Annotated in this window: 10 protein-coding genes and 1 tRNA gene; 7 read left to right on the top strand and 4 right to left on the bottom strand. The window is 71.5% G+C overall.

Features of this window, described 5'->3' with window-relative positions; translation table 11 throughout:
* Positions 1–36: 36 nt before the first annotated feature.
* Together OG552_RS18275 and OG552_RS18270 are read right to left on the bottom strand one after the other, a co-directional pair.
* A complete protein-coding gene (locus OG552_RS18275; protein ID WP_329134209.1) occupies positions 37–369 on the bottom strand; it encodes a rhodanese-like domain-containing protein in 333 nt (110 codons plus the stop codon).
* 201 nt (positions 370–570) lie between these two features.
* Entirely contained in the window at positions 571–1,389 is an 819-nt protein-coding gene (locus tag OG552_RS18270) for a hypothetical protein (RefSeq protein ID WP_329134208.1), read from the bottom strand.
* Between the two features lie 378 nt (positions 1,390–1,767).
* On the opposite strand from OG552_RS18270, the gene OG552_RS18265 reads away from it, so the two are divergent.
* Complete coding sequence (locus OG552_RS18265; RefSeq protein WP_329134207.1) at positions 1,768–4,677, top strand: ATP-binding SpoIIE family protein phosphatase; 2,910 nt, start codon at positions 1,768–1,770, stop codon at positions 4,675–4,677.
* 80 nt (positions 4,678–4,757) lie between these two features.
* Positions 4,758–5,213: a MarR family winged helix-turn-helix transcriptional regulator gene (locus tag OG552_RS18260; RefSeq protein WP_329140917.1), complete on the top strand. Its 456-nt coding sequence runs from the start codon at positions 4,758–4,760 to the stop codon at positions 5,211–5,213.
* A 267-nt stretch (positions 5,214–5,480) separates the two neighbouring features.
* On the opposite strand, the gene OG552_RS18255 is transcribed toward OG552_RS18260, so the two are convergent.
* Positions 5,481–6,056 carry a TerD family protein gene (locus OG552_RS18255; RefSeq protein ID WP_329134206.1) on the bottom strand — a complete coding sequence of 192 codons (576 nt, stop codon included), beginning with the start codon at positions 6,054–6,056 and terminating at the stop codon, positions 5,481–5,483.
* 462 nt (positions 6,057–6,518) lie between these two features.
* Positions 6,519–6,602: transfer RNA gene (locus OG552_RS18250), tRNA-Leu, on the bottom strand.
* A 632-nt stretch (positions 6,603–7,234) separates the two neighbouring features.
* On the opposite strand from OG552_RS18250, the gene OG552_RS18245 reads away from it, so the two are divergent.
* Genes OG552_RS18245 through OG552_RS18225 form a run of 5 tightly spaced genes read left to right on the top strand, consistent with a single transcriptional unit; the run spans position 7,235 to position 13,154 of the window.
* Positions 7,235–8,152: a DUF3662 and FHA domain-containing protein gene (locus OG552_RS18245; RefSeq protein WP_329134205.1), complete on the top strand. Its 918-nt coding sequence runs from the start codon at positions 7,235–7,237 to the stop codon at positions 8,150–8,152.
* Between the two features lie 10 nt (positions 8,153–8,162).
* A complete protein-coding gene (locus OG552_RS18240) occupies positions 8,163–8,678 on the top strand; it encodes an FHA domain-containing protein FhaB/FipA (RefSeq protein ID WP_329134204.1) in 516 nt (171 codons plus the stop codon).
* A gap of 57 nt (positions 8,679–8,735) precedes the next feature.
* A complete protein-coding gene (locus OG552_RS18235) occupies positions 8,736–10,277 on the top strand; it encodes a Stp1/IreP family PP2C-type Ser/Thr phosphatase (RefSeq protein WP_443071173.1) in 1,542 nt (513 codons plus the stop codon).
* 19 nt (positions 10,278–10,296) lie between these two features.
* A complete protein-coding gene (locus tag OG552_RS18230; RefSeq protein WP_329134202.1) occupies positions 10,297–11,697 on the top strand; it encodes an FtsW/RodA/SpoVE family cell cycle protein in 1,401 nt (466 codons plus the stop codon).
* Positions 11,694–13,154, top strand: coding sequence for a peptidoglycan D,D-transpeptidase FtsI family protein (locus OG552_RS18225; protein ID WP_329134201.1), 1,461 nt, complete (start codon positions 11,694–11,696; stop codon positions 13,152–13,154). The genes OG552_RS18230 and OG552_RS18225 overlap by 4 nt, the downstream gene beginning before the upstream one ends.
* The last annotated feature ends 3 nt before the right edge of the window (positions 13,155–13,157 follow it).

The raw sequence follows: 13,157 nt of genomic DNA, 5'->3' as shown, positions 1-13,157 counted from the left end.
TGGTGGCGGCCGCTGACGGCGCCCGGCTGACGGCGTCTAGAGGACGTAGCCCTCGGCGCCGGTGCCGTCCACCACCGGGCGGCCCGCGGCCTCCCAGTCGAGCATGCCGCCGTTGACGTTCACCGCGTCGACGCCCTGGGCGATCAGGTACTGGGTGACCTGGGCCGAGCGGCCGCCGACCCGGCAGACCACGTGCACCCGGCCGCCCTCGGGCAGCTCGGAGATTCGGGTGACGACTTCGTTCATGGGGATGTGGACGGCGCCTTCGGCGTGCCCGGCGGCCCATTCGTCGTTCTCCCGGACGTCGAGCAGGATCGCGTCGGCCGGGACAGCGGTGGCATCCACGCTGGGCAACTGGGAGCGGAACATCGGACGCGCCTCCTGGAACACGGCAAGAGCGGCGGTCCGCGCCGGGCGCGGACCGCTCACAGGGAACGTAGAAAAGCTACCTCAGCCGTCCGCGGTACCGGCCGCCCCGCCTGCGGCAGCACTGCGGCAAGAGCGGGACGGGGACGCTCAGGGGAACTGCGACAGGGACGGAAACAGGGCCGGCGACGAGGCCCGGTCCGCTCAGCCGCCGGAGGTCTGGCGGACCAGCTCGGCGAGCCGGGCCTCACGGCTGGCGACCTGGGTGAGCAGTTGCTCGGCGATCTCGTTGAGCAGCGCGTCCGGATCCTCCGGTGCCAGCCCCATCATCTGCCCGATCGCACTGTCCGCGAGCTCGGCGGCCACCGCGGCCAGCTTCTCCTTGCGCTCTGCCAGCCACTCCAGCCGGGCGTAGAGCACCTCGGCCTCGCCCGGCAGCTCCTCCTCCGGTACCGGCCCGGCCTCCCACTCCTCCGCCAGCGCCCGCAGCAGTTCCTCGTCCGCGTAGGAGTAGGCCTCGTTCACCCGGGCGATGAAGGCACTGCGGCGCTCCTTCTCGGCCTCGTCCTGGGCGAGGTCCGGGTGGGCCTTGCGGGCCAGTTCCCGGTAGAGCCGCTGGGCCTCCTTGCCGGGCCGGACCCGGCGCGGCGGGTTCGGGTCCTCCACCGGCCGGACGCCGTCCGATCCGAGCAGGCCGCCGAACAGCTCCTCGACCCCGGGCATCGGCATCACCAGGGCCCTGGCCTCCCAGGCCCGCTCGATGTCGGCCCGGTCACCGCTGTGCGCCGCGACGGCCTCCGCGATCAGCGCGTCCAGCTCGTCGAGCCGCGCGTACATCGGACCGAGCCGCTGGTGGTGCAGCCGGGAGAAGTTCTCCACCTCGACCCGGTAGGTCTCCACCGCGATCTCGAACTCGATGAGGGCCTGTTCGGCGGCGCGCACCGCCTTCGCCAGCCGGTCCTCGGCGTCCGACGCGGGCGCGGAGGCGGCTGCCGAGGATTCGGTTCCGGAGGTGTTCGTCACCCGCACAGCCTAGGCCCTGTACGGCCTCGACCCCTCAATCACCAGGCCCGGCCGCACACGAGCGGCCCCCGAGGCCCGGGACCGTCACCGGCCATCTGCCGGAGATGTTCCACGTGGAACCGCGGACCGTCCGGACAGGCCCGCAGCGCCGACGCCTGGTCGGGCCGGGCCGGGGAACCGGCCGCGTGCGGCCCCCACTGCCCCCACCGCCCGCTCCCTGGCCCGCTCCCTTCTCCGCCGGCTCGGCGTCAGCGGACGTCCCGTCAAACTCCCACTGTCGGGCGGCAATCCGGCAATTCGGTCGACTCCGCCCACGATTTCGTGCTTGCCTAGGCGAAGGAAGGACCCTACTCAGCGCCGAACCGCAGGTGCCCGACGTTGGACGAGATCACCCGCCAGACCGCATCCCCCGACGCAGACCACCACACCGACGCCCCTGTCGGCCACGAACAGCGCGACGGACAAGAGCCGCACCAGCACCCGGATGTCCCGGCCCGGGACGGCCCCAGGCCCGGCCCCGGTCCTGGCCCCAGCCCCGGCTCCGGCCCCCAGGAGCGCCCGCAGAGCCCTCCCACGGCCGACCACGTCGCCCCCCGGCGCGCCCGTATGTCCTCCTCCGTGCCCGCTCCCGCCGCGGAGCCCACCGCGCGGCCCGCGCCGGCCGGTCGCGCGAACCCTCACCCGGTCCCGGACACCGCCGCTGCCCTCGCTGCCGCGAAGAGCCCGCTGCCCGGTGTCGCCGCGCTGGTCCGCCTCGCCGTCCTCTGCGTCGACCCCGACGGCCGCGTCTCGTACTGGAACCGCGGCGCCGAAGAGCTCTTCGGCCACCGCTGGGAGCACGTCTTCGGCCACCGCGCCTCCGGCCTGCTCTCCGCCACGTCCCCGGCCACCGCCACCGCCTCCGTCCGCTCGGCGGCGCAGCCCCAGGACACCCTCGACCTGCTGGACGACCTCACCGACCCCGCGTGGGCGGGCGCGCTGGCGGCGGCCGACCGGGACGGCGTCCTCAAGGACGTGCTGTGGTGGACGTACCGCCTGGTGGAGCCGGGCGGCCGGAGTCTGCTGGCCATCGCGGCGCACGCCAAGCCGCTGCGCACCGGCAGCCTGCGGATCGCCCTCGGCGGCCGTCTGCTCCCCTACACCGCGGAGGGCCCGCAACGGCAGGACATCTCGGTCGCCGCGGTGCTGACACCCGCGGCCGATCCGGCGGCCGACGAGGCGATGGCCGCCCGGCTCGCCAGCGTGCTGCCCGGCGTCAGTCCCGGCCGGCTCGACCGCATCGTGCGCCAGATCGCGGCGCTGGGCCACCCCGGCCTCGAAGTCGAGGGCGGCACCCGGCTGCCGGTCGTCCCGCACGACTACGCCCGGTTCGCCGCGATCTCCGGCGCCACCGCCCCCTCGGTGCGCCGGGAGCTGCTGCCGCCACCGCGCGAGGGCGCGGCCGGTGAGCGGGCGGCCGGCGAGCGGGCGGCCGGCGAGCGGCCCGGCGCACCGCCCCAGGCCGACCTGTCCAGCGCCTCCGCCCTGACCGCCGTGCCGCTGCCCTCGGTCACCTCGCTCTCCCCGCCGCTGTCGTCGCCTTCCTTCACCACCGTGCCGCCGGGAGCCGACGCCCGTCCGTCGACCGGCACCGCGCTCGACGAACAGCTCTCGCTGCTGCGCGCGACGGGCGCGATGGTCGGCTCCACGCTCGACCTGCACACCACTGCCCGCGAGCTGTGCCAGGTGACGGTGCCGCGGTTCGCCGACGTCGCCGCCGTCCTCGTGGTGGACCGGCTCTTCTCCGACACCGAGCCGCCCGCCGAGGACAGGCCCGGGCACAAGATGCTGGTCCGCCGGGTCGCCATCGCCCACCCGGGTCCGCCGGGGGTGTGGGAGACGGCGCTGCCCGAGGGCGAGTTGCTGACGCTGACCGCCGACCAGATCGTGCCGCGGCTGGGCGCCCCGCTGCTGGTCCCGGTGGTGGACCCGGCGCTGGCCCCGGACATCGCCGCCGACCTGGGCGTGCCCGCGCTCGGCCCGCTGCTGACCGGCCACTCCGTGATCGTGGCGCCGCTCACCGCGCGCGGCACCGTGCTCGGCCGGGTCTGCTTCCTGCGGGCTCCCGGCCGCCGGCCGTTCGACGCGCGGGACTCCGCCATCGCCACCGAGATCGTGGGCCGCGGCGCCGCACACATCGACAACGCGCGTCTGCACCACCAGGAATCGCGCGCCGCGGCCACCTTGCAGCGCTCGATGATGCCGACCCGCCCGCCCAGAATCCCCGGCGTCCGGATCGCCCACCACTACATGCCAGGAGACCGGCAGGCCCAGGTCGGCGGCGACTGGTTCGACGCGATCCAGCTGCCCGGCGGCCGGGTCGCCCTGATCGTCGGCGATGTGATGGGGCATGGGCTCCAGGCCGCGGCGGTGATGGGCCAGTTCAGGACCGCCGTGATCACCATGGCGGCCCTCGACCTGCCGCCCGCCCAGCTGCTGCGCCACCTCGACAACCTGGCCCACCGCCTCGGCACCGATCACCTGGCGACGTGCGTCTACGCCGTCTACGACCCGATTCTGCGCACCCTGACCCTCGCCAACGCCGGCCACATCCCGCCGGTGCTCGCGGCCGGTTACGACGGGCCCAGCGAGCTGCTGGAGATCCCCGGCGGGGCGCCGATCGGGGTCGGCGGGGTGCCGTTCGAGACGGTGGAGATCCCGGTACCGGACGGCAGTTGGCTGGTGCTGTGCACCGACGGCCTGGTGGAGGTACGCGGCCAGGGTATAGACGCGGGTCTCGCCGCCTTGTGCGCGACGGTGATCGAACCGGACCAGAGCCCGGAGGACGTGTGCGCGCAGATCCTCGCCCGGGTGCACTCGGAGGACCGCAGGGACGATGTGGCGCTGCTGGTCGCCCGGTTCGAGGGCATCGCACCGCAGGACGTCGTCCGCTGGACGCTGCGTCTGGACGAGTGCGAAGTGGCGGCGGCGCGTGAGCTGACCCGCCGCCAGCTCGCCCAGTGGGGTCTGCAACGGCTCAGCGACACGGCGGAGTTGCTGGTCAGCGAGTTGGTGACCAATGCGATCAAGGCCGCGTCGTACGAGGTGGAACTCCGGCTGATGCGGGTCGGCAAACTGCTGGTCGAGGTGAGCGACGACAACCACAACCTGCCGCAGTTGCAGCGCGCCGACGCCGATGACGAGCGGGGGCGCGGCCTGGCACTGGTGTCGCATCTCTCGCGCCGCTGGGGGACCAGCCGCAAGGCGGTCGGCAAGGTCGTCTGGTTCGAGCTTCCGCTGCCCAGCTGATATTGTTGCACTCTACAACCTTCACGCCCGGAGAAGCGGAGTGCCCGATGCCCCCAGGGGAAGCGTTGCCCGCGGTGGACATGCCGCCCGTCCAGGACGAGCCCGGCCGGCGGCAGTCCCTGGAGAGCATCCAGCGCGAACTGACCGCCTTCGCCCGGCGGGCGCGCGCCGCCGCCGCGCGGATGCACCCGGACCTCTCCCTGGTGGCATACACGATCCTTTCCCACCTGGAGGAACAGCAGGACTGCCGGGCCACCGACCTGGCCGCGCACTACCTGCTGGACAAGTCCACGGTCAGCCGTCAGGTGGCCGCGCTGGAGCGGGACGGCTTCATCGAGCGGCGGACGGACACCACCGACCACCGTGTCCAGGTGCTCCACCTGGCGCCCCGGGGTGTCGCGATCCTGGCCGATGCCCGGGTACGGCGCCGGGCCGCCTTCGAGGAGCGCCTCGCGGCCTGGTCACCGGCGGATCTGGAGCGCTTCGCCGGATATCTGGTCCGCTACAACGCGGACGCGACCACCGCACGACCGTAGAACCTGCGGCGCCCCCGGTCCGCCGTGTGGGGCGGGCCAGGGGCGCCGGAGACGGCCGGGAGACCCGGGCGGCCGGGGGCCTGAGACGGCCGCACGCCAGAGACGGCCGGTGTGCCGGAGAGGGCCGGGACATGGACGCGAGGCTGCGCCCGCCGGCGATTTTCGCCGCCGGCGGGCGTGGCCCCGCTGCTTCGCGTGTACTGCTGTGCCGCCGCGCCGCTCCGTCGGACGTATCCGCAGACGTGCCCGCGGACACGTCAGAGGTTGTCAGAGGTTGACGCCGAAGTCCTGGGCGATGCCGCGCAGGCCGGAGGCGTAACCCTGGCCGACGGCCCGGAACTTCCACTCGGCACCGTTGCGGTAGAGCTCACCGAAGACCATCGCGGTCTCGGTGGAGGCGTCCTCGGTCAGGTCGTAACGAGCGATCTCCGTGCCGCCGGCCTGGTTGACGACCCGGATGAAGGCGTTGCGCACCTGGCCGAAGCTCTGCTGACGGGTCTCACCGTCGTAGATCGAGACCGGAAAGACGATCTTGTCCACTTCGGCGGGCACCGTGGCCAGGTTGACCTTGATGGCCTCGTCGTCACCCTCGCCCTCACCCGTGAGGTTGTCACCGGTGTGTTCGACGGATCCGTCGGGGCTCTTGAGGTTGTTGAAGAAGATGAAGTGCTTGTCCGACACGACCTTGCCCGACGTGTCGAGCAGCAGCGCGCTCGCGTCGAGGTCGAAGTCCGTGCCGGTGGTGGTGCGTACGTCCCAGCCCAGGCCGACGGTGACCGCCGTGAGTCCGGGGGCCTCCTTCGTCAGCGAGACATTGCCGCCCTTGGAGAGGCTGACACCCATGGTGGATCTCCCTGCTCGGTTCGGCGCGGGCCGCGCCACTTGACGATTCCTTTGCCCATTGACTCCAACGGACACCACCCTGCCCCGGTTCCCCGTCGCGTGCCACCGTTCTCCGCAGCGTGTGTCGATTGCTTGACACGCCCTTAACCGGAGACCGGCCGGGACGCCACCTGCTCGGCGGCCCGGCGGGCCCGCTCCTCCCGGCCGGGACGGGCCGACGCCTCCACCGGAGTGAGTACGCCCGGGGAAGGACACCCCCGGCGGCATCTCGCGGCGGCGGACCGCGTCGGGCCCGGTCTCGCCGCACCGGTGTCGCGGCCCGACCCCGCCGCCCGCCACCGCGGGCCCCGCCGGCCGGTCCTGAGCACGACACGCGGGAAAGGTCACCCCACGCACAAAGAAACGGGTCCCCGGTGATGACTTCCGTCATCACCGGGGACCCGTTTCCTCGGTACTTCTCTGTGCGCGAGGGGGGAGTTGAACCCCCACGCCCTTTCGGGCACTGGAACCTGAATCCAGCGCGTCTGCCTATTCCGCCACCCGCGCATGGGTGTCGCCGTTCGGGTCCTGTACACCCACGGGACTGGCCGGTCCTGTTGGTGTGAGAGCGCCTCTCGACATGCAGAAGATTAGCACGGCGCCCGGAGTGGAATCACATCCCTTTTCCCCGCCTCCGGACCGCCCCCGGACCGCCCCCCCGGCTGCCCGCAGACCCCCGACCGGCCCGGCCCCGACCCGGCTCCAGCCCGGCCCCAGCCCGGCCCCGACCCCCCGCCGACACCCGCAGGACGCCCGCCCGGCGGTCAGTCGGCCCGGAAGCTGCCTGGAGCGGCGGCCACGGGGTACGTGGGTTGGGGAGGACGGCCCACAGGCGGCCGGCGGGCAGGCGGCGGACGGGACACGGGCGGCAGTGCGGGACACTGGTGGGACGCGACGGACACACTGGGCCGCCGGACACCGGGCGGGGACCGGTGAACCGGGGACTGGGCACGGACGCCGCATCTACCATCGCTGTTGGCAGGGGGTGGGGCGTCCGTGGCGGGCACAGCGCGGTGTGAGTGTTGACACTGCCCTGTCCAGCAAGATCGGGGAACCAGCTGTTTTTCCCACGCGTGGATACGATCAGTAAGCAGTATCGGAAATGACACGAAGAAAGGCCCCGAGGAGGGAGGTGCCCGGTGGGTGTACTGAAGCGCTTTGAGCAGCGGTTGGAGGGCCTGGTGAACGGGACCTTCGCCAAGGTGTTCAAGAGCGAGGTGCAGCCCGTGGAGATCGCGGGCGCGCTGCAGCGCGAGTGTGACAACAACGCCACGATCTGGAACCGCGACCGCACCGTGGTGCCGAACGACTTCATCGTGGAGTTGAGCGCCACGGACTACGAGCGGCTCAGCCCGTACGCGGTCCAGCTCGGGGACGAACTGGCCGGCATGGTCAAGGACTACGCCAAGCAGCAGCGGTACAGCTTCATGGGCCAGGTCAAGGTCCACCTGGAGCGCGCCGACGACCTGGACACCGGTCTGTACCGGGTGCGCAGCCGCACCCTGGCGTCCAGCGAGTCGCAGCACGCCCAGCAGGCCCCCGGCCAGCCCGCGTACCAGCAGAGCCCGCAGGGCTACCAGCAGCGTCCGGCCTATCCGCAGCCCGGTCAGGGCGGCCCGGCCGCGGCCGGCGCCCCGCAGCGCCCGCAGAGCCCCCCGCCGATGCCCGCCGCCCCGCCTCCCGGCGGCCCCCGGCCCATCGGCGGCGCGTCGGCGGCCCCCGCCCCGGTCACCCGGCTCCCCGGTACCGGCTTCGCGGCCGGTTCCCCCGCGGCCGGCGTCCGCAGGTGGATCGAGATCAACGGCACCCGCCACCAGATCTCCCGCTCCACCCTGGTGCTCGGCCGCTCCACGGAGGCCGATGTGCGGGTCGACGACCCCGGAGTCTCCCGCAAACACGCTGAGATCCGGGTGGGTACGCCCTCTGTTGTCCAGGATCTCGGGTCCACGAACGGCATCGTGGTGGACGGACAGCACACCCAGCGCGCTACGCTCCGCGACGGCTCCCGCATCGTCGTGGGGAGCACCACCATCGTGTACCGGCAAGCCGAAGGGTGAAGCGGGGGCAATGTCAGAGCTGACCCTGACGGTCATGCGGTTGGGTTTTCTCGCCGTGCTGTGGCTGTTCGTGATCGTCGCGGTGCAGGTCATCCGCAGTGACCTGTTCGGAACCCGGGTGACCCAGCGCGGCGCGCGCCGCGGGGACACCCAGTCCCGCCCGCCCCAGCAGCGCCAGCAGGCGGCGCCCGCCGCGCGCCAGCAGCCGCAGGCCAGCCGGCAGCGGCGCGGCGCCCCCACGAAACTGGTGGTCGCCGAGGGCTCGCTGGCCGGCACCACGGTCGCGCTCCAGGGCCAGACCATCACGCTGGGCCGGGCGCACGACTCCACGATTGTGCTCGACGACGACTACGCGTCCAGCAGGCATGCCAGGATCTACCCGGACCGCGACGGCCAGTGGATCGTCGAGGACCTGGGATCCACGAACGGCACCTATCTCGACCGGAACCGGCTGACCACGCCGACCCCGGTCCCGCTGGGTGCGCCGATCCGCATCGGCAAGACCGTCATCGAGCTGCGGAAGTAGTCGCACAATGGGCGAGCGGAGCCACGACGCGCGAGCGAGAGGGTGGGCAGCGTGCGGATGTACCCGGAGCCGACGGGGGAGGTACGCATGTCTCTGAGCCTGCGTTTCGCCGCCGGTTCGCACAAGGGCATGATCCGCGAGGGGAACGAGGACTCCGGCTACGCCGGCCCCCGTCTGCTCGCGATCGCCGACGGCATGGGCGGCCAGGCCGCCGGCGAGGTCGCCTCCTCCGAGGTGATCTCGACCATCGTCACGCTCGACGACGACATCCCCGGCTCCGACATCCTGACCTCGCTGGGCCGCGCGGTGCAGCGGGCCAACGACCAGCTGCTGCACATGGTCCAGGAGGACCCGCAGCTGGAGGGCATGGGCACCACCCTGACCGCCCTGCTGTGGACCGGCCAGCGGCTCGGCCTGGTGCACGTCGGCGACTCCCGCGCGTACCTGCTGCGCGACGGCGTCCTCACCCAGATCACCCAGGACCACACCTGGGTGCAGCGGCTGGTGGACGAGGGCCGGATCACCGAGGAAGAGGCCACCACCCACCCGCAGCGCTCCCTGCTGATGCGCGCGCTGGGCAGCGGCGAGCACGTCGAACCCGACCTCTCCATCCGTGAGGTACGGGTCGGCGACCGCTATCTGATCTGCTCCGACGGTCTGTCCGGCGTGGTCAGCCACCAGACCCTGGAAGACACGCTGGCCGGCTACCAGGCCCCCAACGAGACCGTGCAGGAGCTGATCCAGCTCGCGCTGCGCGGCGGCGGACCCGACAACATCACGTGCATCGTCGCCGATGTGCTGGACACCGACGACGGCGACACGCTGGCGGCCCAGCTCAATGACACCCCGGTGGTGGTGGGCGCCGTCGCCGACACCCAGCTGCCGCTCCAGGACCCCCGCCACCTGCAGACTCCGGCCGGCCGCGCCTCCGAACTGGGCCGCACGCCGCACCAGGCGGGCCCGTCCGGCTCGTTCGGCCCGCCCGGCAGCGGCGACCAGGGGTCAGGCGGCGTCCTCGGCTCCTTCGGGGCGTACGACGAGGACGCCTTCGACAAGCCCGGCAGGAGCCACCGCTGGCTCAAGCGCAGCCTGGTCACGATCGTGGTGCTCGCGGTGATCGGCGGCGGCCTGTACGGCGCGTACGCCTGGACGCAGACGCAGTACTACGTCGGCACCAACGGCAACCATGTCGCCGTCTACCAGGGCATCGACCAGAAGCTGGCCTGGATCAAGCTGTCGAAGGTCCACAAGGACCGCGCCGACATCGAACTGAAGTACCTCCCCGCCTACCAGCAGAACCGGCTCAAGGACACCATCGCGGTGGGCAGCCTCGGCCAGGCCAACGACAAGGCCGACGAGCTGCTCCAGCAGGCCAAGGTCTGCCAGAAGGTCGCCGATGTGAAGACCGCGACCGCCGCGCAGAACGCCGCCAAGGGCTCGATCGGCGCCGGCGGTGCCACCGGCCAGGCCAACTCCAAGCCGCCCACGGGCAAGCCGGGGACCGTCAAGACCACCACCACGCCCACCCCGACGCCCACCCCGTCCCTGACGCCGCAAGAGAAGCAGCTGGCCGGGGAATGCGGTACGGGCCAGCAGTAGCAGGAGGGGCCGGCCCGTCATGAGCGCCAGCAACACCACCACCATCACGTCCATCGGCGCGCCCAACCGGCGCAACACCGAGCTGGCGCTGCTCGTCTTCGCGGTCGCCATTCCGGTGTTCGCCTACATCAACGTAGGGCTGGCCAAGAACGACTCGGTGCCGGCCGGACTGCTCGGCTACGGCGTCGGCCTGGGCGTCCTGGCCGGCGGCGCGCACCTGCTGGTACGCAAGTTCGCCCCGTACGCCGACCCGCTGATGCTGCCGATCGCCACCCTGCTCAACGGCCTCGGCCTGGTGCTGATCTGGCGGCTGGACCAGGAACCGTCCATCACCACCCCGGCACTCGGCGGCCCGATGGCACCCAAGCAGCTGATGTGGTCGGCGGTGGGCCTCGCGCTCTTCGTGATCGTGCTGATCTTCCTCAAGGACCACCGGATCCTGCAGCGCTACACCTACATCTCGATGTTCACCGCGATGGTGCTGCTGGTGCTGCCGATCTTCTTCCCCGGGGTGAACGGCGCCAAGATCTGGATCACCCTGCCGGGTATCGGCTCACTCCAGCCGGGTGAGTTCGCCAAGATCGTCATCACCGTCTTCTTCGCCGGTTATCTGATGGTCAAACGCGACGCCCTGGCGCTGGCCAGCCGCCGCTTCATGGGCCTGTACCTGCCGCGCGGCCGTGACCTCGGCCCGATCCTGGTGATCTGGCTGATGAGCATGCTGATCCTGGTCTTCGAGACCGACCTCGGCACCTCACTGCTCTTCTTCGGCCTCTTCGTGATCATGCTGTACGTCGCCACCGAGCGGACCAGCTGGATCGTCTTCGGCCTGCTGCTCAGCGGGGCCGGCGCGGCCGTTGTCGGCACCTCCGAGCCGCACGTCAAGATCCGCGTCGACAACTGGCTGCACCCACTGAAGCTCGCCGCCAACGGCGGCGTCACCGAGACCGCCCAGTCGCAGTACGCCTTCGGCTCCGGCGGCATCTTCGGCTCCGGCCTCGGCCAGGGCTACTCCCGGCTGATCGGCGGCATCGCCCCCAAGAGTGACTACATCCTGTCGACCGTCGGCGAGGAACTGGGCCTGGCCGGTCTGATGGCCGTGCTGCTGCTCTACGCACTGCTGATCGAGCGCGGCATGCGGACCGCGCTGGCGGCCCGCGACCCGTTCGGCAAGCTGCTGGCGGTCGGCCTGTCCGGCGCCTTCGCGCTCCAGGTGTTCGTGGTGGCCGGCGGCGTCACCGGGCTGATCCCGCTGACCGGTATGACCATGCCGTTCCTGGCCCAGGGCGGGTCCTCGGTGATCGCCAACTGGGCGCTCGTCGCGATCCTGCTGCGGATCAGCGACACCGCCCGGCGTCCCGCCCCGAGCCCGGCCCCGTCCCCCGATGCCGAAGCGACCCAGGTGGTGCGCAGCCAGTGAACAAGCCCCTGCGACGGGTCGCGGTCTTCTGCGGCCTGCTCGTCCTCGCCCTGCTGGCGCGCGTCAACTACGTGCAGTTCGTCCAGGCCGACCAGCTCGCCAACGACACGCACAACCGCCGCGTCGCGATCAACCAGTACGCCCAGCCGCGCGGCGACATCGTCGTGGACGGCAAGCCGGTCACCGGCCACACCACGACCAGCGGCAGCGACTTCAAGTACAAGCGCACCTACACCGACGGTCCGATGTGGGCGCCGGTCACCGGCCACGCCTCGCAGGCGTTCGGCACGTCCTTCCTCGAAGGCGTCGAGGACAAGTTCCTCACCGGCAACGACGACCGGCTCTTCTTCAACCGGACCATCGACCTGCTCACCGGCAAGCAGAAGCAGGGCGGCAACGTCGTCACCACGCTGAACGCCAAGGCGCAGGAGGCGGCGTTCAAGGGCCTGGGCAACAAGAAAGGCGCGGTCGCCGCGATCGACCCCCGTACCGGCGCGATCCTCGCCATGGCGAGCACCCCGTCGTACGACCCGTCGACCATCGCCGGCAATTCCACGACCGACGAGACCAACTGGGTCAACCTCCAGAAGAAGGCCGACTCGGACGACCCGATGCTGAACCGGGCGATCCGCCAGACCTACCCGCCGGGCTCGACCTTCAAGCTGGTCACCGCGGCCGCGGCGCTGCAGTCCGGCAAGATCACCGACGTCGACAAGGGCACCCAGTCGCCGGACCCGTACCCGCTGCCGGGTACGACGATCAACCTGGTCAACGAGGGCAGCATCCCCTGCAAGGACGCCTCACTGCGCCAGGCCCTGCAATACTCGTGCAACACCGTCTTCGGCAAGCTCGGCGCCGACATGGGCCTCAAGACGATGGTGGACGAGGCCGAGCAGTTCGGCTTCAACAAGGAACAGCTCGTCCCGGTCCGGGTGGACGCCAGCAACTTCGACACCAAGATGAGCCCGGACCAGGTCGCCCAGTCCTCCATCGGCCAGTTCGACACCGCGGCGACCCCGCTGCAGATGGCCATGGTGGCATCCGCCATCGCCAACAACGGCACCTTGATGCAGCCGTACGAGGTGGACAGGCTGGTGGCGCCGAACCTGAGCACCATCGCCCAGACCAGCCCGAAGAAGCTGAGTGAGCCGCTGTCCCCGGAGAACGCGCAGAAGCTGCAGTCGATGATGGAGACGGTGGTCGACAAGGGCACCGGTACCAACGCCAAGATCCCCGGGGTCAGGGTCGGCGGCAAGACCGGTACCGCGCAGAACGGACTCAACAACGCGGGCAAGCCGTACGCCTGGTTCGTCTCGTACGCGATGACCGACCAGGGCTCGCCGGTCGCGGTGGCGGTGGTGGTGGAGGACGGCTCCGCCAACCGTGACGACATCTCCGGCGGCGGCCTGGCGGCGCCGATCGCCCAGAAGGTGATGGAGGCAGTCCTCAACAAGTGAGGA

Origin of the sequence: Streptomyces sp. NBC_01476 (genome assembly GCF_036227265.1) — a bacterium.
Classification (GTDB): Bacteria; Actinomycetota; Actinomycetes; order Streptomycetales; family Streptomycetaceae; genus Actinacidiphila.
This window is presented reverse-complemented; position numbering and strand designations above follow the sequence as displayed.

Bases quoted from the DNA above. Each gene is read 5' to 3' on its own strand.
- OG552_RS18255 (WP_329134206.1), bottom strand. From the start codon at position 6,056: ATGGGTGTCAGCCTCTCCAAGGGCGGCAATGTCTCGCTGACGAAGGAG.
- OG552_RS18235 (WP_443071173.1), top strand. From the start codon at position 8,736: ATGTACCCGGAGCCGACGGGGGAGGTACGCATGTCTCTGAGCCTGCGT.
- OG552_RS18230 (WP_329134202.1), top strand. From the start codon at position 10,297: ATGAGCGCCAGCAACACCACCACCATCACGTCCATCGGCGCGCCCAAC.
- OG552_RS18260 (WP_329140917.1), top strand. From the start codon at position 4,758: ATGCCGCCCGTCCAGGACGAGCCCGGCCGGCGGCAGTCCCTGGAGAGC.
- OG552_RS18240 (WP_329134204.1), top strand. From the start codon at position 8,163: ATGTCAGAGCTGACCCTGACGGTCATGCGGTTGGGTTTTCTCGCCGTG.
- OG552_RS18275 (WP_329134209.1), bottom strand. From the start codon at position 369: ATGTTCCGCTCCCAGTTGCCCAGCGTGGATGCCACCGCTGTCCCGGCC.